The organism is Candidatus Omnitrophota bacterium (assembly GCA_026387175.1).
Classification (GTDB): domain Bacteria; phylum Omnitrophota; class Gorgyraeia; order 2-01-FULL-45-10; family 2-01-FULL-45-10; genus CAIMPC01.
In genome coordinates this window covers 107,635-126,713 of the sequence record JAPLME010000006.1, presented here as the reverse complement: position 1 = coordinate 126,713, position 19,079 = coordinate 107,635, and the positions used below count along the sequence as shown (strand labels likewise).

17 protein-coding genes are annotated in these 19,079 nt (G+C 49.9%); all 17 read left to right on the top strand.

The genetic code is table 11. The annotated features are described in order from the left end of the window. The first annotated feature begins 1 nt into the window (after position 1). From NTY76_02505 to NTY76_02425, 17 genes are read left to right on the top strand one after another with little or no spacing between them, the layout of a single operon-like run. Positions 2-1,504 carry a radical SAM protein gene (locus tag NTY76_02505; protein ID MCX5677959.1) on the top strand — a complete coding sequence of 501 codons (1,503 nt, stop codon included), beginning with the start codon at positions 2-4 and terminating at the stop codon, positions 1,502-1,504. 2 nt (positions 1,505-1,506) lie between these two features. Further along, positions 1,507-3,294 (top strand): ABC transporter ATP-binding protein, encoded by a 1,788-nt coding sequence (locus NTY76_02500; GenBank protein ID MCX5677958.1) that lies wholly within the window; start codon positions 1,507-1,509, stop codon positions 3,292-3,294. A 9-nt stretch (positions 3,295-3,303) separates the two neighbouring features. Continuing rightward, positions 3,304-4,761, top strand: a complete 1,458-nt coding sequence (locus tag NTY76_02495; GenBank protein MCX5677957.1) for a radical SAM protein — start codon at positions 3,304-3,306, stop codon at positions 4,759-4,761. Between the two features lie 32 nt (positions 4,762-4,793). Continuing rightward, a complete protein-coding gene (locus tag NTY76_02490) occupies positions 4,794-5,588 on the top strand; it encodes a class I SAM-dependent methyltransferase (GenBank protein MCX5677956.1) in 795 nt (264 codons plus the stop codon). A gap of 28 nt (positions 5,589-5,616) precedes the next feature. Beyond that, positions 5,617-6,378: a class I SAM-dependent methyltransferase gene (locus tag NTY76_02485; protein ID MCX5677955.1), complete on the top strand. Its 762-nt coding sequence runs from the start codon at positions 5,617-5,619 to the stop codon at positions 6,376-6,378. 28 nt (positions 6,379-6,406) lie between these two features. After that, positions 6,407-8,284 (top strand): hypothetical protein, encoded by a 1,878-nt coding sequence (locus NTY76_02480; GenBank protein ID MCX5677954.1) that lies wholly within the window; start codon positions 6,407-6,409, stop codon positions 8,282-8,284. A gap of 50 nt (positions 8,285-8,334) precedes the next feature. Further along, complete coding sequence (gene kdsB, locus NTY76_02475) at positions 8,335-9,105, top strand: 3-deoxy-manno-octulosonate cytidylyltransferase (protein ID MCX5677953.1); 771 nt, start codon at positions 8,335-8,337, stop codon at positions 9,103-9,105. Then, entirely contained in the window at positions 9,098-9,691 is a 594-nt protein-coding gene (locus NTY76_02470; GenBank protein MCX5677952.1) for an HAD hydrolase family protein, read from the top strand. The genes kdsB and NTY76_02470 overlap by 8 nt, the downstream gene beginning before the upstream one ends. Before the next feature lie 21 nt (positions 9,692-9,712). Continuing rightward, positions 9,713-10,777 (top strand): methyltransferase domain-containing protein, encoded by a 1,065-nt coding sequence (locus NTY76_02465; protein ID MCX5677951.1) that lies wholly within the window; start codon positions 9,713-9,715, stop codon positions 10,775-10,777. Continuing rightward, positions 10,774-11,835 (top strand): radical SAM protein, encoded by a 1,062-nt coding sequence (locus tag NTY76_02460; GenBank protein MCX5677950.1) that lies wholly within the window; start codon positions 10,774-10,776, stop codon positions 11,833-11,835. Before NTY76_02465 ends, NTY76_02460 begins: the two co-directional genes overlap by 4 nt. Further along, positions 11,832-12,743, top strand: coding sequence for an SDR family oxidoreductase (locus tag NTY76_02455; protein MCX5677949.1), 912 nt, complete (start codon positions 11,832-11,834; stop codon positions 12,741-12,743). Before NTY76_02460 ends, NTY76_02455 begins: the two co-directional genes overlap by 4 nt. Then, on the top strand, positions 12,727-13,641 hold the full coding sequence (locus NTY76_02450; GenBank protein ID MCX5677948.1) for a glycosyltransferase: 915 nt from the start codon (positions 12,727-12,729) through the stop codon (positions 13,639-13,641). The genes NTY76_02455 and NTY76_02450 overlap by 17 nt, the downstream gene beginning before the upstream one ends. A gap of 9 nt (positions 13,642-13,650) precedes the next feature. Next, positions 13,651-14,898 carry a glycosyltransferase family 39 protein gene (locus tag NTY76_02445; protein MCX5677947.1) on the top strand — a complete coding sequence of 416 codons (1,248 nt, stop codon included), beginning with the start codon at positions 13,651-13,653 and terminating at the stop codon, positions 14,896-14,898. Continuing rightward, a complete protein-coding gene (locus tag NTY76_02440) occupies positions 14,895-15,626 on the top strand; it encodes a class I SAM-dependent methyltransferase (GenBank protein MCX5677946.1) in 732 nt (243 codons plus the stop codon). The genes NTY76_02445 and NTY76_02440 overlap by 4 nt, the downstream gene beginning before the upstream one ends. Continuing rightward, positions 15,623-16,285 (top strand): class I SAM-dependent methyltransferase, encoded by a 663-nt coding sequence (locus NTY76_02435; GenBank protein ID MCX5677945.1) that lies wholly within the window; start codon positions 15,623-15,625, stop codon positions 16,283-16,285. Before NTY76_02440 ends, NTY76_02435 begins: the two co-directional genes overlap by 4 nt. Continuing rightward, positions 16,278-17,657: a glycosyltransferase gene (locus NTY76_02430; GenBank protein MCX5677944.1), complete on the top strand. Its 1,380-nt coding sequence runs from the start codon at positions 16,278-16,280 to the stop codon at positions 17,655-17,657. Before NTY76_02435 ends, NTY76_02430 begins: the two co-directional genes overlap by 8 nt. Continuing rightward, positions 17,654-19,072, top strand: coding sequence for a radical SAM protein (locus tag NTY76_02425; protein ID MCX5677943.1), 1,419 nt, complete (start codon positions 17,654-17,656; stop codon positions 19,070-19,072). The genes NTY76_02430 and NTY76_02425 overlap by 4 nt, the downstream gene beginning before the upstream one ends. Positions 19,073-19,079 lie beyond the last annotated feature (7 nt).

Genomic DNA, 19,079 nt, shown 5'->3' with positions numbered 1-19,079 from the left:
GATGAATATACTGCTCATAAATGTACCATCGAGAAGGGGTCCGGGAGGGTTGATGCTGCCGCTGGGTCTTCTCTATGCAGCCTCGATCATCGAGCGTGCTGGACACCGGGCGAAGATATTGGACCCTCATATCGATGATCTTGAGCTCACGGTTATGGATAGCGGCGATTTTAGCGGCATATTCAAAGCAATCGATGATTTTAAGCCGTCAGTTATAGGGTACGGAGGTATCGCAACCTCTTTCGGGAGGACCAAGAAGATATCTCTTGCCGTTAAGGAAAGGTTTAATAGTATAATACAGATAGCCGGCGGGCCGCTTGCATCCGTTTCAGGACTTTTGCTCAATAAGACAGCTATCGGCGTAGTGTTTCATGGCGAGACCGAAGCGAGCTTGCCGGTATTTTTGGATAAGATCGCATACGGGAAGCTGTTAGAAGGCGTGCCGGGTATCTCATACAGGAACGGCGATAAGGTTTTAAAGAATCAGGATGCGGAGCAGGTCGCATATCTTGACACGATACCGTTCCCGGCATACCACCTCGTGGACCTGAAGAGATACTTTGATTCTACCACCGACCTCTTTAAGGCGTACAGCGGCATGATAGCCGAGAATCCGCTTTATGCCGAGATCAAAGAGCGCGTGGGAGAAGGCAGGTCCTATGTGTCTATCGTGACCGCGAGGGGATGCACCCACAGATGCAGTTTCTGTTACAGGCACATGCGCGGCATCAGGCAGCACAGCACAGACTATGTCATCAGGCACATGAAATACCTAAAAGACATGTATGGTGTTGACGGTTTCCTGATAGCGGATGAGCTGTTCAATTCGAAGCCCGAATGGGTCCGCGAATTCTGCGACGCCCTTGAGAGAGAAAAACTGGAAGTGTTTTACACGATAGCCGGCGCGCGGGTCGATAGGGTGAACGCCAGCCTGCTGAGGCGGCTGAAGGAAACGGGCTGCATAAAGATCGAGTACGGACAGGAATCCGGATCGGATCGGATACTGTCGGAATACCGGAAAGGGATAACGCGCCGGCAAAATAAAGAAGTCACGTTGCTGACAACGAGAGATATAGGCCTATTCAGCGTCGTACAGATTGTGATAGGCTCTCCATCGGAGACGCACGCAACCATCTTAGAGACGATAGAATTTCTGAAAGAGATAGGCGCCCATTACTATTCGCTCAATTATCTGATGCCTCTGCCGGGGACGCCTGTATGGGGACGCGTCGAAGATTCCGGGTTGATTAAGGATGTTGAGAAGTATCTCGATATGGTAGCTGAATACGGCGGGCAGCCTATCGTCAACCTCACCTCCGCGCATGATAATGAATGGCGCCGCTGGGCCGATCTGATCCGGAAAGAGACGAGGCTTGACCATTACTCAAGACGGAACTCTAAATATTATCCGTTGTATGCGTTGATACAAAATGTCAGGAGCGCGATAGCGCCGTATCTTCCGATGGGCGTGAAGAGGATGCTGTCGAAGCTGGTGAGGACTTAAATATGAATAGGACAGAACGGGTCATATATTATCTTAAAAAATACTACCTCCTTTCCGTCTCTATATTCTTATTCGTAGTCTTTGGCTCGTTCCTTGAGATGTTTAATATCGGATTGCTATTCCCGATACTCCAGGGTGTGATAGGAAGCAATTCGATCTTTTCCGGTATACCTTTATTGAGCGGGTTGGATAGCATCTTCAAGGGCTGGGCGAGGACCGATATCTTATCGCTTCTCCTCCTCGTATATATTATCTCTTTCGGGGCGAAACACGTGGCCTTTTATTTCGGGAACGTCGCGATCAGTAAGCAGCGCTTTCTGATCACCAGGGACCTGCAGCTGGATCTTTTCGATAAATTGATGCGTTCGGGGATGAAGTTCTACGATTCAACGAAAACGGGCTATATCGTCAATAGCCTTTATAATGAGACGACTAGGATAGGTAATTTTATAAACTGCGCACTTCGTATTTTCGCGATGGCCGCCAGACTGATTGTTAATGTCATGATACTATTTTTCATATCATGGCAATGGACCGTAGCCGCCCTTTTAGTATTCGCGGTGGTCAGGATCCCCCTGGGCATGACCGTCAAATCGATAAGGGCGCTGGGCGCATCCGTGAACAGGGCCATAGCCGATTTTAACTTCACCGTCCTTGAGATCATAAACGGGATACGTGTCATTCGCATATTCTCGGACGGCGATCGTGAGCGGAGAAGATTTAAGGAGATCGCGGATAAGTGCTACGAATATAATTACTCCATCCTGAAAAAGTCGGAATTATTATTGCCGATTACGCAGGTTGCGTTCTTGGGAGTGTTTCTGACGCTCTTCCTTCTGTTTATAAGGGTCGCACGGCTGGATCTCGTGAAGGTGATACCCTATCTTGTAGCTTACCTTTACGTATCGAAAAATGTATTGACGGATCTCGGCAGTTTTCAGGACCGCAGGGCCGAGGCAGCCGGTTATCTGGGCTCGTTCGATTCCTATGAAAATTTCAACAAGGCAATGGAGGTGACTTTTGAAAGGCCGGGGATGCAACGCTTTGAGGCTCTTAAGGAAGGTATAAGGTTCAATAATGTACGTTTCGGGTATTCGGACGAAAAGGATATACTGAAAGGGATTTCGCTCGTAATTCCTAAAGGCAAGATGACTGCGATAGTCGGCTCTTCAGGTATTGGCAAGACGACGATGATCAATCTAGTTTTAGGATTTTATGAGATCACCGAAGGCAGGATAGAGGTTGACGGATCGGATCTCAGGGATATCGACCTCTATTCATGGAGGACCAGGATCGGCCTGGTTTCGCAGGACGTATTCATATTCAATGCGTCTGCAAGAGAAAATATAGCTTTCGGTCGCCGCGATGCATCGGATGAAGAGGTGAGGAAGGCCGCCCGGATCGCGGAGATCGACAGGTATCTGGAAAGCCTTCCTGAGGGATATGATACGATACTCGGAGAACGCGGGGTAAAGCTTTCTGGAGGCCAGAGACAGAGGATATCGATAGCGAGAGCTATCATGCAGAACCCCGAGATACTGATCTTCGATGAGGCGACGAGCCATCTCGATAGTGAGACCGAAAGGCAGATACAGAACGCGATAGATAAGCTTGCCAAGAACAGGACGGTCATTCTTATAGCGCATAGATTCTCTACAATACAAGGCTCCGATAACATTGTGGTGCTTGACAACGGCAATGTCGTCGAGGGTGGGAGCCACGCGGAGCTTATGTCGAAGAACGGGGTTTACAGAAGATTGTATGAAACTCAGTTTAACGCATCTAAGTAAGGGAACGGCATGAAGGTTGAGTTGATATATCCGGATGTGTCATCGTTTCACGGCCTGCCGTATCATCCGGGCCTTGCGTCGATAGGCGCCGTGCTCAAGGCGAACGGGCATGAAGTCAGGATAAATTACATAGATAGCGTAAAGAAGATCGGAAGTGTTCTTGATGGTATAAAGGCGCGCAAGCCTGCAGTGGTCGGATTCACCGCTGTCGAGACCCAGTTTCCTTATGTAAGGGATCTCGCGCGGCGCATTAAGAGCGCCTATCCGTGTCTGGTCGTATGCGGCGGCGTCTTTACCACCTTATTCCCTGAAGTGGTGATCGAAGAAGCGAGCCCGCTCGATGCTGTCATTATGGGTGAAGGCGAGTTCTCGCTTTTAGATCTCGTCTCGAAACTGGAAAAGGGTGATGAGTGGCGCAGTGTGCCAAACCTCGCGTACAGGGACTCGGTCTCAGGCGGGATAGTGAAGAATCAGCTCGCGCCGCTTATGGCCGATCTCGACGCCTTGCCATTTCCGGCGACCGAGCTCTTCCCGTATCAGGATATCATCGACCGGCAGAACGTAGCCCTGTTCCATTTTAACAGAGGGTGTCCGTATCGTTGCACATTCTGTTCGAATGAGGCGCTCGGAAAAGTATACGGCATGGCGACGAACCGCATGCGCTACAGGACCGTTGAAAGCGTGATGCGCGAGATAACGTCTACCCTGACAAAATACAGGATACAGAACGATAAGCTTCTATGTTTCCAGGATGACCTTTTCCTGTCCGACAAACGGTGGATCACGGAATTCTGTGCTATTTATGAGAAGACCATCAGAAGACCTTTCTGGTGTACGGCCCGCTCCAATCACATCAATGATGACGTTTGTGCGTCATTGAAGCGAGCGGGCTGCAAGACGCTTATGATGAGCGTTGAGTCGGGCAATGATTACATCCGGAACGAAGTGATGAAACGGAATATATCTAGAGAGGTGCTTGTGAAGTCTTTCGAGACCTGCCACAGGCACGGAATCAATACTATGGTGTCATGCATAATAGGCCTTCCCTTTGAAACTGCGGAGATGATAGATGATTCTATAAAGACTATGGCAGGTCTTCCGTCGATATCCACATACGGCATAAATATATTCTATCCTTATAAGGGTACGGTCCTCAGGTCTGTATGCGAGGAAAAAGGTTTCATGCCTGCCGGCATACCCGATAAACATGGTTTCGAAGAGAGGAAGGATTCGATCCTTGACTTGCCGGCTCTCTCCAAGGAAAAGATCGGGTACTATCATGATAACTGGGTTCGACTTATAATGAAAGAGAAGGGCGGTAAGGATAGGATTAAATACTATATATGGACTTTGATGGATGCAGTGTGGAAGAGTTGGTTCGGCACCGCCGTGAAGTCCGCGTTCAATAATAAGGTCGGCAGGCGGCTCAAACAGTACGTGGTGAAAATAGTATGGAACAGGTATTGATTTTAAGGTTATAAAATAGGATCAGGGATAATATGAAAATCAAGCGATCTGTGAAGGCCGGCATGGAGGCATTATTTGACTTGGCGGGAGTTAAAGCATATTTCGCCCGGAAAAGGGATAAGAGCGACATGGTCTTCTTCGATAGGAATATGTTATCTTCATTTTATAATAATAATGGCAGGGTGCGGTTGTACTATGACGGATTGAAGCGGACCAAGGGCGAATGGACCGACAACTTCTCCAAGCAATGCAGGTTCTATGGCCTGCAGGAGATGGCCGGGTGGGTGCTGGGGAAAGAGCTGGGCGGCGACTTCGCAGAATGCGGATGCTGGAGGGGACATTCGACGTATATCATTTCGAAAATTCTCTCGGACAATAATTTCAGGGCTTCTTTCCATGTTTTTGACTCTTTTGAGAATGGGCTTTCGGATAAGACGCCGGAAGATGAAAACGAAAGATTTGCATTGTCTGCGAAAGAGGTTGCACAGGAGAAGATGATGTTCGGCTCTACGGAAGATGAGGTTCGGAAGGTGTTGTCTGATTTTAAGTTTGTGAAGTTATATAAAGGGTGGATACCGGAACGGTTCAAAGAGGTCGAAGGTCATGCTTTCTCGTTTGTACATATAGATGTGGACCTGTACCAGCCTACCCTGGACAGCCTGAGATTTTTCTTTCCGAGGATCGTTGCCGGAGGGTGCATAGTCGTAGATGATTACGGATTCACGAAGTTCCCGGGATCTAAGAAAGCCGTTGACACGTTCTTGTCGGAAAATAAATGTTATTTATGCTACGAGCTTCCTATGGGCGGATGTTTCATTATAAAATAACGCTCCAGAAGCAGAGAAAGGGTATTAAATGAACCTGAACGAACTTAAGTATTTCCAGAAAATGCAGCTGAAATGTTTCGATACCACAGCGCTGCCAATGAGCGTGCTTCTTAAGTCTATATTGGTGAAGGTTCGCAGGAAGACGTGGGGCAAGCTGCTGGACAAGAGATCCCGCCTTGTATGGACGGTGGATATGGTGAGCGACGCCGTAGGTCCTTTCGCGAATATCCGAGACTACAAGGAGAGAAAGGCTATACGTTCGATCCTTGACAGGATCGACAAGGAATATCCGATCAATTCAGCGTGCGAAGTCGGGTGCGGCTACGGACGGCTTATCATGGTGATGGAAGAGTATGCCAAGAGAGTGGTCGGTTTTGAGCGGGAGCAGCACCTGGTCGATATAGCCAAAGAGCTGCTGCCCGCCATAGATTTTTGCAAAATTGATTCGTTGGACAAGCTTTCAGGTTTCGGTAAATGCCAGTTCGATTTTGTGATGACTTGCACAGTCCTTCAGCATCTTACGGATGACCTGTGCAAGGCAGTCTTGGAAGAGATAAAGCGGATAGCCCCTAAGGGGCATATCCTGCTGATCGAGAAGGCAGAGGATAACTTTACTACTAAGAATGTTACGGATGGTGATTCGTTCATAAGCAGGGCCCGCAGTGTGGAAACATACGGCAGCTGGATGGCCCCTTACAAACTCGTCTCTGTTACTAAGCGTTCGGTAGAGCCGGGCTACTTTAATCCAAATGTGGGCGAATGCATGTTGTTCAAAAGCCCGCTTCTTTAATGCAAATGTTAAGTGGATCGGAAAAATAGTGAAAAGATTATACATTCTTTATAAAGACAGCTCTATTTCCCCCGTCTCCGGCGAGGCGGTATTGAGCTTTATGCCGCCGGACGAAGAATACAGGGCGGCTTCGCGTTTCCAGCGGTTCTTTTTCGGCAGGAAGGAGATGGATGCGATCCGGGAAAATACACGCAAGAAATACGTTGATATAGTCTCCCGTATCGCGGCAACGCCATGTCATGGAAAAACATTGCGTCAGGCCCTTGAGATCCCCGGTTGCGGCAATCCATGGTGGTATCACGCGGTGAGCGAAAAGCAGGTTGAACGCGATGACACATTTAACAGGCTCCTGCAGATCTTCACGGCCATGTACGTAGCTGATAGGGAGGGGGCCTATGAGATCGTGATATATGGCGCCCCGGTAGAAGTCATTAGCGTATTGAAGACGAAATATAAAACCACCGGAATGCAATGCCAATTTGAAAGAGGAACCAGTTTGATACGGGCGACTCTTTCGCGGATAAAATATTTATTCGATTCTTTACGCGCATATCATTATATGAAACGGATCGCCATTGTGCCTATCGCAGAGCCCAATATTGTGTTTCAAGGTTTCTGGGGCTGGAGCCTCAAGATAGATGACAGTACAGGCAAGGCAGACGATAAATATTTTAAAGCGCTTCCCGACAAGCTTCGCGGCAAGGGAGCTAAGTGCGCATGGTTTTTATGGGTAGGTCGGAAGTCGGGAGATGCCCCAGGGTGCAGATCAGCGATCGATGCCCTTGGATCCGCTACCGTAGACGCCGAGTTTATCTTTGTACAAAAGTTTCTAAGGATGATGGATATACCCTCCCTGGTTTTTGACATGCGGCCTGCTTATAGGTATCTTCGTTTCAGCCGTTCCGATGAGTTCAAGGCTATCTTTAAGGAAGACGGCTGTGATATGATGCCGCTTTTTCGCAATAAATTGGCTTATGGGTTCTGCGACTCCTCTTTACCGCATAATTATTTGATGGAGACCGCTTTTAAAAGAGCATTCGCTTTTTATAAACCCAAGGTATCGTTTTCTTTTCTTGAGCTCTATCTGTCGGCGAGGGCTTTTAACCAGGGCGCTATTCTTGGAAGCCCCGCGACCGTAAAATGTGATATGCAGCATGCAAGCTATGCCCGGGAGAAGACATTTATACTTGCAGATCCTGAGATGGAATTCAGCGGCAAGCCGGATGGAAAGGCGATGCCGTCTCCCGATAGATTTTTCGTGATGGGAGAATTGTGCAGGGATATCCTGCTTGAGAACGGTATTTCCGCCGAAAAGATATTCATGACGGGATCCGCTCGTTTTGATCATATGGAGAATGCCGGAAATAAACCTCGATCAGGCAAAGCGTCGGATCCGGCAAAAGTCCTTTTAGTTTCGACGCTCAATGTGCGGCTTGATTTCGAGATGGTACGTGCTGCGCCGCTTGCGAGCGAGGGACTGAGAATACGTTTATTCCTGCGAAGCCATCCCTTTGCCAAGATGGAGGAGATGCCCGCATACAAACGGTACAGAGATGCTTTTACTTTATCCAATGTTTCGCTTGAAGAAGACCTTAACTCCGCGGACCTTCTTCTATTCACATACTCCACTGTCGGAGAAGAGGCGTTCTTGAGAGGCATACCGGTCGTGCGGTGGCAGGCTAATGGTTTTAATGGCTCTGTGTTCAGAGATATTGGTGTAGTCCCAAGCGCATATTCTGTAGAGAGCCTGAGGCGGGAGTTCAGGAGATTACTGGAAGATCCCGACTCATTAAGGCCCGATGAAAAGCTTAAAGATCTGGTCTTGCGCAAGTGTTTTTATAAAACGGACGGTATGGCGTCGGACAGGATTGCGGGGAAAGCGGTAGAGCTGCTGGCCCGATCATAAAGAGGCCGGTTATGTTCATTTAGTGTCACGACAATAAAAGGGAAACCATTATGAAGAGAACCGGTATTGGACAGAAGGTTTTAGTGGTCATACCTGCGCGCTATGCCTCGACCAGATTCGAAGGAAAACCTTTGGCGATGATAGCGGGTAAACCGATGATCTACCATGTATATAATCGCGCCGTCAAGTCGAAGATAGTTGATGAGGTAGTTGTCGCCACTGACGATGAACGTATACTATTGTGCGTTGAAGGTTTCGGCGGCAAAGCGGTCATGACGTCTTCTCGGCACCAGACAGGCACAGACCGGATCGCCGAAGTCGCAGAGAAACGCGGGGCGGACATCATAGTCAACGTTCAGGGTGATGAACCCTTGCTCGACCCGGAGATGATATCGCAGGCGGCCGGGCCTCTTATGGATGACCGCGCGGTGAATGTTGTCACATTAGCCGGCAGGATAACAGATCCTGCAGATCTTGTAGACCTGATGAACGTTAAGGTCGTGATGGATGTCAACGCGAACATAATGTTCATGAGCAGGGCTCCTATACCGTATCCTAAAGCAAGGAAGAATTACTGCGTATACAAACAGATCGGGCTTTACGCATTCAGGCGGGATTATCTTCTGCGTTTTGCGGCCATGAAGCAGACGCCTCTCGAGATAATCGAAGGGATAGAACTCTTGAGGGTGTTGGAGAACGGGCATAAGCTTAAAGGGGTTGTGACGAAACATCGCACCTACAGTGTCGATACGCCGTCGGATCTGGTTGAAGTCAACAGGATATTCGCAAAGATGAAGAATGATAGGGGGACGCATGAATAGCATGGACAGCAGGTTGAGGGAGAAGATCGTAAAGATCAAGATACTCATCATAGATACGGACGGGGTCATGACGAAACCTTTTGTTATCTGGAGTAACGACGATCTCGGTAAGAAGAAGCTCTTCGAGACGAGGCTCTTCTGCATACATGACGGGTCTTCCTGCTGGGCAGCAAAGGCGGCAGGGCTTAAGATCGTGCTGGTATCGGGAAGGGCCTCCGAGGCGGTGTCTAAGCGGGCAAGCAAGATCAAGATAGATGAGTTGTATCTGGACAGGATAAATAAGCTCGAGACACTGGATGAGGTGATGAAGAATAATAGCGCAACACGGGACTCTATAGCGTATATGGGAGACGATTTTCTGGACCTCCCGATCTTGAAAAACGTCGGGCTTGCGATCGCGGTAAACGACGCGGTAGATGAGGTGAAAGATGTCGCCGATTATATTACGAAGAAGAACGGCGGCGAAGGTGCCGTTGCAGAGGCGATACGGCTCATACTGAAGGCCCAGAATAAATGGGATAAGGCTGTGGCCGATGTGCTTGAAGAAAGTTATAAGCATAGCGAAAATATAACCAAAATTTCATAATTGCAACGAATGGGTCATAAGATGAGCACGCACGATCGCAAAATAATATCGAAGAAATACCAATTCTCGAACATAGCGCACCTGCCGTTAAGCGATGAACAGATAAAGCTACGGGATGCTATCCAGGAGAAGATCGGGAGCGGGATCTATGCGCTTGAACACTGCCGATGTCTGTGCGGTTCCGGCGATGCGGCGATTATCGCTGAAACTGACCGCTACGGGTTCAGTTTGAATACGGTGATTTGCAAGTCTTGCGGTATATTACGCACAGACCCCCGCCTCGACGATCGTTCTTTAAGAGAATTCTACAGCAAGGAGTACCAAGACCTCTATTTCAATTCCGGAACGTCAAGCATATCCGCGCATTTCAAGGCGCAGCGGACGAACGGGTTGTACATAATGGATTTTCTCCGTGCTCATTACAAGGCGTTTACATTGAAGGGTAAATCGGTCATGGAGATCGGTTGTTCCGCCGGAGGAATATTGGCCTCCTTCCTGGACGCAGGCGCTGAGGTCCGGGGGTATGACCTAAACGATAGCTATCTTGAGTATGGCAGAAGCATTAACAAAGGGCTTGATCTGCGCCACGGTGGCATCGACGATATGAAGCATATCCGCGATCGCTTCGACCTGGTAATAATGAACCATGTGCTTGAGCATCTGGCAGATCCGAAGGCAGCGGTCATGGTGGCATGCGGTCTTCTCAAGGACAGCGGGATCCTCTTCCTATCGGTGCCGAGCATCAAGAATGCCCAGTATTATAACAGCCCCACCCGTAGTTATCTCGGTTCACTTCATATAGCTCACCTGTACCATTTTTCAAGGAATGCATTGATAAGCGTTGCAGAAGGTCTGGAACCGATTTATGTGGATGGGAAGGCGAGAGGAATATTTAAGCGTGCACGGGTAAAGAAGACGCTGCCGTTTCCGCGGGAATACGAAAGAAATATGCGTTTTATCCGGTGGCGTGAAAATTCCCTGTCAGGCGCGGTTTCACGCAGGGTGGATATGATGCTGCACGACCATCACTTTTATACCCGCGCTACGTGGCTGCTTCACTGTTTGCGCAACAGGAGGGCCGGATGAGCCTTCAGCAAGTTGACATAACGCGATACGGGTTCTCCATCCTCCAACTCGAGACAATGTCCCTTTGCAATATGAACTGCGATTTTTGCGGTTATCCGCTACGGCGCGATAAGGCCAGTATCTTGCCGGATAAGGCCGTGTTCAGCGTCATTGATTCGATATGTGTGACGGAAGAGTTTCGGCATCTCTGCCTTAGCCAGTTCAATGAACCATTGCTCGATCAGCGTATATATTCTTTCATCAGTTACGCCAGGGGGCGCAAGGTGCCCGTGATGATCGTAACGAACGGACTTCTTTTCAATTCAAAAGAGGTGATAGATAGGCTAATCGATGCCCGCCCGGAATATATCAAGGTGTCGCTGCAGGTATTGAGCGCCGGATTGTTCTCCCGCGTTCGTAAGACAGGATACGATTTTCAGCAATACAAGGATGGGATATTTGCATTCCTGAAAGCGGTCCGCAACACCACCTCGAACGTCACCGTTGATATTGCATGCAATTTTATATCCGGGACCGGCAGATTGAAGCAGCTGCTTGGACTTGAGCAGGGTGATCCTTCCGTATATGATACTGTAAAAGACCTGAAGATCGACAGCAAAGGCTTCTTACGGGAGATGCAGGCTTGGATCCCCTCGTACCGATACGACGCCGACCTTGTCGATGGTTATCTTGCAGATGTTAGTGCGAATTATATGCTGGAGCCGGGGTTGAGAGTTGCTGATAATATTTCGTTGAAGATAAAGCCTTTCATTTACGGCCGGAGGATTGAGAAATTCTATCCTGTGAAAAAAGCCAGGCCGTGCAATAGCAGGATATTGGGGGTGCTGTCAAGCGGCGATGTCGTTCCATGCTGCATGGCGTATGATGGTAAAGTCTCGCTTGGAAATATCCAGAAAGATACGCTCGGAGCGATACTGGAGAAGAGCGCGCCGTTGCTGGATAATATCAGGAATAAGGGGACGCCCCTTCCTACCGCCTGTCAGCACTGCCTGGGTGCGCCGACAAGACGCGGTGCCATGCTGAAGAAGTTGAGATATTTTTTAAAAGGACAGAGATGAATATTTTGATAACCGGCGCTACGGGGCTGTTGGGCAGGGCGCTCATCGATACAAAAAAACCTTCGCATAAGGTCGCCGGCGTCTATTTGGGCAAGTATGGGATGGCGAACGGGCCCGACATAACGTATTATCCGGCGGACGTGCAGGATCGCGGCGCGCTCGAGGCGGTATTCCTGGCGAAGAAGATCGACGCCGTCATCCATACTGCAGGCGCGGCGGATGTCGATTTTTGCGAGAGGCATTATGACCTTGCATACCGGTCCAATGTGCTGGGGACAAAGAATATCGTCGAACTGTGCGAAAAAGCAAAGGCAAAGCTTGTATATATATCGACCAATGCCGTTTTTGACGGGGAGCATGCCCCTTACGGAGAGAACGACAAGGTCAACCCGATCAATAAATACGGAGCCATGAAATTAGATTGCGAGATCATGGTCAAGAAAGCGTTAGAGGACAATATCATCGTCAGGCCGATACTGATGTACGGATGGAACCACGAAGGCGAAAGGAAGAACCTCGTCACGGCCCTGATCGACTCCCTCGGCTCCGGCAAGGACGTCAATATGGTCGTGGATGTTTACGATAATCCGTTGTGCGCCTATAATTGCGCCGAAGCGATCTGGTCGCTTCTCGAAATGGACAAGAAGGGGACTTATCATATCGCGGGGCGGGACATAGTCAGCCGTTATGATTATGCGCTTCTCATTGCGGATGTGTTCGGGCTGGATGCGCGCCTGATCAAGCCCGTCGATAGCAGTTTCTTTCCGAATATAGCGCCGAGACCGAAGAACACGTCATACCGCACAGAGAAGATCGAGAGCGAGATAGGGTTCGTGTCTCTGGGGTTGCGGGAAGGTCTTTTGTCCATGAAGGCCATGAGAAAGGAACGCTGTGGAAAAGGTGCCTGAGATCAGCGTAGTAATAGCGGCATATAATCACGGCAAGTATATAGAGGAAACGGTCAGGTCCGTCCTTAAACAGACTTTTGCCGACCTCGAGGTCATCGTCTTCGACGATGGCTCTAAAGATGATACCAGGGAGATCATTGCCGGGATCGACGATAAAAGAGTTAAATATTTTTATCAGGAGAACAGCGGTCTGCCCGCATGCGGCAGGAACAGGGGTATGAGCCTTGCCCGCGGCAAATATATCGCTCTTCTCGACGGGGATGATACCTGGCGCGAAGATAAGCTTGCGCGCTGCAGGGAGATACTCGATGAGAACCCCGGCGTCGATCTCGTTTTTCATAATGAGGCCGTGGTCTACAACGGAAAGGTATTAAGGCATACTTCGTTCGGCCCGCTCGCGGATAACATGTATAATAAGCTGCTCTTCAAAGGCAATTGCATGCACTCTTCGGCGGTCGTCCTCCGGAGGAAGATCGTCTTCGACGACGGCATGAAATACTCCGAAGACAAAGAGCTTTTTACGATAGAGGACTATGATTACTGGATGCGATTATCGCAGAGATACCGATTCCATTTCCTGCCGGATTCACTTGCGTTTTACAGGGTGACGGAGACGGGGGCCTTTTTACGAAGCGCGGAATCCAATGCCGTCAATACTTTAAAGCTCCTCGACAGGAACTTTGCCCGGATCGACAGATCACAGGATGGGATCGATGCGATGGTACGGAAGCGCCGGGCGTCCGTTATGATCGCAGGAGGCAGGATGCATCATCATAACCGCGATTTCAGGGCGAGCCGGAGATGGTATCTCAGGGCCATCAAGGAAGATCCCATGAACTACAAGGCGTACGTAAGCCTTGCCGCGGCGCTTTTAAGATACAGGATAGTGTACCGGTGAGGCCATAGCATGCGTGATAAGAATATAATAGCGCTCCTGGTGATCCTTTCGATCGTGGTGAAGCTCGTCTTCTTATTCGGTTCAGGCGTCTATATGAAACCGGGCCTCTTCGAATACGAATCGATAGTCAATAACATGCTGAACGGGGGAGGGTTTTATTACAGGCATTTTCATACAAATTATTACGGCCTAGAGGCCCCCGGATACATACTCCTGTGTTTCACCATATATAAATTATTCGGACATAACCCGCTCTATGTCGTTTTTATACAGATCGTGGTGACGTCGCTTATATCTGCGCCGATCTTTCTGATTGCGCGGAGCATATTTGACAGAAAGGCCGCGATCATTGCCGCGGCCCTCGCGGCGCTCTATCCGCCGTTCATCGTCTATTCGACATCGAAACTGCATGCTATGAACGTCTATTCTTTCCTGTTCATACTTCTGACCTGGTCGCTCATCCGCCTGAAAGAAAGGCCGGACTTAAGAAACGCGGCATTTGTCGGGATCGCCGCCGGGCTGGCGATCAACTTCAGGTTCACCACCCTGCCGTTCCTGGTCCTCGGTCTTGCATGGTTCTGTATCGTGTCGCATGAAGCCCTGCGGAAGTGGTTGTCATTGACATTCGCCATATTGGCGATAAGCGGGGCCATCCTGTCTCCGTGGATCGTCAGGAACTGGATCGTCTTCGGGAAACCGGTCCTGCTTCAGACCAATAAATGGGAGGCCCTCTGGTGCGGCAACGCGCCCGGGACGACGGGCTCCCTCTATATCGAGGATAATGTCACGACGGTGGATAAGATGGCTTCGGAGCTTCCGGAAGAGTTTTATAAGATGAACGAGCTGGAGCAGGGAGAGTACCTTAAAAAACTCACGGTCGGTTATTTCAAAGATGATCCGATGGGATTCATTAAGAGGATAATCAAAAAGATGGGCTATTTCTGGTATTTTTCCCCGCACCAGGGAGGGCTTTACCCGAAACGGTGGATGGGCCTATATAAGATATACTACCTCGCCATTCTCCTTCCGGCGCTTCTCTCGATCTTCTATCGTCTATTCGTTTCGAAGAAAGGCGAAAAGCCGGCCATTGTCCTGATCTGCCTCTTCTTCGCCGCGCTCACGTTCACGCATTCGCTCTATTTCGTAGAGGCACGGCATCGTTGGTCGGTAGAGCCGCTCCTGTTAGTATTTACGGCGGGCGGTATACTTATGATAATAGATGGCATACGCGCTCTGGCTCCGAGGTCTCACGCATGAATACACGGGCCGCTCACGAGATAGAACATGGAAAATATCTCGCCGAAGGCGATACCGAACTGCTCTGGGGATGGGCCACGCCGGCCGGCCGTTTGCGCGCCGAACGGCGCGCGGAGATGGTGGCCTCCGGCGCGCGGCTTCGTCCGGGCGCGCGTGTCCTGGAGATCGGTTGCGGCACAGGGCTCTTCACCGAGATCTTTGCCAAAAAAGGGGCCTGTATAGTGGCCGTCGATATTTCGGAAGATCTGCTGAATAAGGCAAGGGCGCGGCATTTGCCGGAAGACAGGGTCCGCTTTGTGAAAAGGCGATTTGAGGATTGCGATATGGACGGCCCGTTCGACGCGATCATCGGCTCTTCGATCTTACATCATCTTGATCTCCAGGAAGCGCTCAAAGTAATTTTCCGACTGCTGAAGCCTAATGGTATAATCAGTTTTACCGAACCCAATATGCTCAATCCGCAAGTTTGGGCCGAGCGCAGGTTCCGCGGCCTATTTCCTAAAGTTTCGCCGAATGAGACCGCATTTGTCCGATGGAAGTTAAGGAAGACATTGCGGGAATCGGGCTTTAGGGAGATCGAGATAGCGCCTTTTGACTGGCTGCATCCGTATGTGCCCCGGTCCTTGATCGGTATGGTTTCGGCGATGGGACGTATGTTCGAGGCAACTCCGATTCTGCGCGAGTTCTCAGGTTCGTTGTACATAAAGGCTGTTCGCCCTTCTATATGATGAATAAACAGCGTTTTAAACTGCCCGATCATCGGCATTATCAGGAAGCGTGGGGAGATGAAGAGCTCGATCTGCTCGCGCAGCTCGTCTATCACCCTCTTTACGGCCTGGTTTACCGTCACCGCTACAAGATGGCGCTGCCGCGGATGCCGGAGTCCGATAAGGTGCTGGAGATAGGATGCGGTTACGGATTATTTCTGCCGGCCCTTTCGCGCAGGGCTAAAGATCTCCATGCGATGGATATCCATCCGCTCCTCGGAAGGGTGAAGAGCGCGATGGAAAAGGAGGGCCTGAAACGGATCGGCTTCAGCAGGGCGGATATTCTGCGCCTGCCATACAAGAACGGGAGCTTTGATACGGTCGTCTGCATGAGCGTGCTGGAACATGTGGTCAAGCTTGGCGACGCGATCAGCGAGATGAAGCGAGTGATAAAAAAAGGCGGTTGCCTGGTTGCGGGTTTTCCCGTAAAGAATGCGGTGACAAAGATGCTCTTTAAGCTCATTGGCCGCGATGATGATGAGATACACCCGAATAGCCACAGCTCGATACTCGGGGCGCTGGATAAACAGATGTCTCTTTGCGGAACGCGCGTATTTCCCGCATATGTTCCGGTTGATCTGGGCTTCTACTGCATAGGAGAATACAGGAAAAATGATTGATCAGGTTCGCAAGCATTTCGATTCCATAGCCGATAATTACGATTCTTACAAAAGGAAGAACGGGTACTACCACGACCAGGTGACAAGGTTTTACTGCCAGATCATACCGCCGGATTCGCGGGTACTGGAGGTCGGTTGTGCGACGGGGAGCCTACTGGCTGCCGTAAAGCCGTTGTATGGATTCGGTATGGACATAAGCGGGAATATGATAGAGGCCGCAAAGAAGAAGCATCCGGACCTGGATCTTGTGAAAGGGGACATATGGACGCTCGAACCGAGGCAGGATTTCGATTACATAATACTCTCCAATCTTCTGGATTATACCGAGGACCTGTGCCTGTTCTTCGGCCGGCTGAGAGAATGGGCCGGCGATGATACGAAAATATTGATCAATAATATAAATCCCCTGTGGGCCCCCGTGATACGGCTGGGCGCGAAGCTTGGGTTGAGGACGCCGGATGCGCCCCGTAATTTTGTCACGCTCAGGGACATATGCAATATACTGGAAGTGGCGGATTACGATATTTCCGAGAAAGGGTTCAGATTGGCCCTTCCGGTCCGGATCCCGCTGATATCGAAGATCATCAATAAGATCATACCGCGAGTCTTTGTTATAAATAATATATCCTTTGTCCAATATGCGGTCTGCCGAAAACGGCAGCGCCTTTCGAAAAGGGACAAGCTGTCGTGCTCCGTCATAGTGCCGTGCCATAACGAGGAGGGCAATGTTGAGGAGTGCGTGAGGAGGGTGCCCAGAGTCGGGGCGCAGACGGAGATCCTCATCGTCGATGACGGGTCGACGGACAGGACGTATGATATAGCCCGGAAGATGGCGAAAGAGATCGAGGGTGTCAGGGTGGTACGCATAGAGAAGAACCTTGGTAAGGGGAACGCCGTGCGCACGGGTTTTGAAAGCGCGAAAGGCGATGTGCTTATGATACTGGACGCCGATATGGCCGTAATGCCGGAAGATATCCCCAAGTTCTTCAATGCCATCGCCGACGGGACCGCTGAGTTCGTGAACGGCACCAGGATGGTATACCCGATGGAGAAAGAGGCGATGAAGTTCGCCAATTATATCGGTAACAAGATGTTCGGCATCATGATGAGCATCATAATGGGGCAGCGTAATACCGATACGCTCTGCGGCACCAAGGCGCTCCTGAAGCGTCATTACCGGCATATCGAGATGAAGGACTGCAAGTGGGGCGACTTTGATCTTCTGTATGGAGCCGCAAAGCTGAGATTGAAGATGGCCGAGATGCCCGTTCACTATAAGAAGAGGATCAGCGGTAAATCCAAGATGAAGGCTTTTCGCCACGGCCTCGGTATGATGCAGAAGTGCCTTTCGATGTTATGGGAGCTGGAATGAAAGTACTTTTTTTACAGAGGGACCCTTTTGTAAAGCTCGGTATCGCGACCTTGTCGGCCGTGCTGAAAAAAGCGGGGCACGGGGCCGACGTTCTCATCGAGAGCCTTGAAAAGGACCTGATAAAGAAGGCCGAGGAATGCCGGCCGGACATCATAGCTTTTTCGATAACCACAGGCGAATATTCCTGGATGTCCGAACTTGCCCGGAAGGTCAAGGCACGTATCGATGCGCCGATAATATGCGGAGGAGCGCACCCCACATTCTACCCTGATATCGCAAAGGACCCGTCATTCGATATCATCTGTCGCGGAGAGGGGGAGGGCGCGATACTGGACATCGTCAACGCGATGGAATCCGGAAAAGATATAACCGGTATCAGGAACCTTGTGGTAAAAAAAGACGGACGTATATATACCAACGGCCTCAGGCCTCTGATAGACGATCTGGATTCGATTCCGTATCCGGACAGAGGCATCTATGACAAATACGGGTTTTTCAAAGAACAGAAACACAGGCACATGCTTACCGCCAGGGGCTGCCCCTTCCAGTGCTCTTTCTGTTTCAATAAGCTGTATAACGATATGTACCGGAACAACGGGAAAGTGATCAGGCGGCGCAGCGTCAGGCATGTTATCGATGAGATCAGGGCCTTGAAGACAGAGAATCCCGGGCTGGGGCACATCTTCTTTCTTGACGATACATTTATACTGTCCAAACAGTGGGTGGATGAGTTCCTCGGTATTTATAAAAATGAGATAGGCCTGCCGTTCAGCTGCACCGCGCGGGCGAACCTTGTAACGCGGGACCTTGTGAAAAAGATGAAGGGCGCAGGGTGTTTTTCGATAAGGCTCGGCATCGAATCGGGGGACGATCATATGAGGAACGACATCCTGAAGAAAGAGGTGACCATAGGCCAGATAGAATCCGCGACGGCTATAATAAAAGAACATCGGATCAGATTGCTTACCTATAATATCGTCGGAACTCCCGGGGAGACCATCGAGAATGCGTTTAAGACATTTTTGCTGAACAAGCGCATCCATCCGACGTATGCCTGGTGCTCTTTGCTTCAGCCCTATCCCGGAACGGAGATATTCGAATACGCTTCAAGCAACGGTTACCTGTCGAGCGGCCATGATTTCGGAAATATGGAAAGCTCATATTTCATGACGAGCCCCGTCAAGATGGAGAAGGCCCGCCAGATGCAAAACCTCCAGAAGGTCTTTGCGCTCGGTGTCGCCTTACGTCTTCCCGCGGGCCTGGTGAAATTTTTGATAAAGCTTCCCTTGGAAGCGCTATATGAAAAGATGTTCCAGCTGATCTATGCAATAGGCATATCGAGGATTGACAATATAGGATTGATGCAGCTATTGAAGACCGCATCGCATTCGAAAAATTATTTTACAAAAAAATAGAAGGCCT

Bases quoted from the DNA above. Each gene is read 5' to 3' on its own strand.
- NTY76_02505 (MCX5677959.1), top strand. From the start codon at position 2: ATGAATATACTGCTCATAAATGTACCATCGAGAAGGGGTCCGGGAGGG.
- NTY76_02500 (MCX5677958.1), top strand. From the start codon at position 1,507: ATGAATAGGACAGAACGGGTCATATATTATCTTAAAAAATACTACCTC.
- NTY76_02495 (MCX5677957.1), top strand. From the start codon at position 3,304: ATGAAGGTTGAGTTGATATATCCGGATGTGTCATCGTTTCACGGCCTG.
- NTY76_02490 (MCX5677956.1), top strand. From the start codon at position 4,794: ATGAAAATCAAGCGATCTGTGAAGGCCGGCATGGAGGCATTATTTGAC.
- NTY76_02485 (MCX5677955.1), top strand. From the start codon at position 5,617: ATGAACCTGAACGAACTTAAGTATTTCCAGAAAATGCAGCTGAAATGT.
- kdsB (MCX5677953.1), top strand. From the start codon at position 8,335: ATGAAGAGAACCGGTATTGGACAGAAGGTTTTAGTGGTCATACCTGCG.
- NTY76_02470 (MCX5677952.1), top strand. From the start codon at position 9,098: ATGAATAGCATGGACAGCAGGTTGAGGGAGAAGATCGTAAAGATCAAG.
- NTY76_02465 (MCX5677951.1), top strand. From the start codon at position 9,713: ATGAGCACGCACGATCGCAAAATAATATCGAAGAAATACCAATTCTCG.
- NTY76_02460 (MCX5677950.1), top strand. From the start codon at position 10,774: ATGAGCCTTCAGCAAGTTGACATAACGCGATACGGGTTCTCCATCCTC.
- NTY76_02455 (MCX5677949.1), top strand. From the start codon at position 11,832: ATGAATATTTTGATAACCGGCGCTACGGGGCTGTTGGGCAGGGCGCTC.
- NTY76_02445 (MCX5677947.1), top strand. From the start codon at position 13,651: ATGCGTGATAAGAATATAATAGCGCTCCTGGTGATCCTTTCGATCGTG.
- NTY76_02440 (MCX5677946.1), top strand. From the start codon at position 14,895: ATGAATACACGGGCCGCTCACGAGATAGAACATGGAAAATATCTCGCC.
- NTY76_02435 (MCX5677945.1), top strand. From the start codon at position 15,623: ATGATGAATAAACAGCGTTTTAAACTGCCCGATCATCGGCATTATCAG.
- NTY76_02430 (MCX5677944.1), top strand. From the start codon at position 16,278: ATGATTGATCAGGTTCGCAAGCATTTCGATTCCATAGCCGATAATTAC.
- NTY76_02425 (MCX5677943.1), top strand. From the start codon at position 17,654: ATGAAAGTACTTTTTTTACAGAGGGACCCTTTTGTAAAGCTCGGTATC.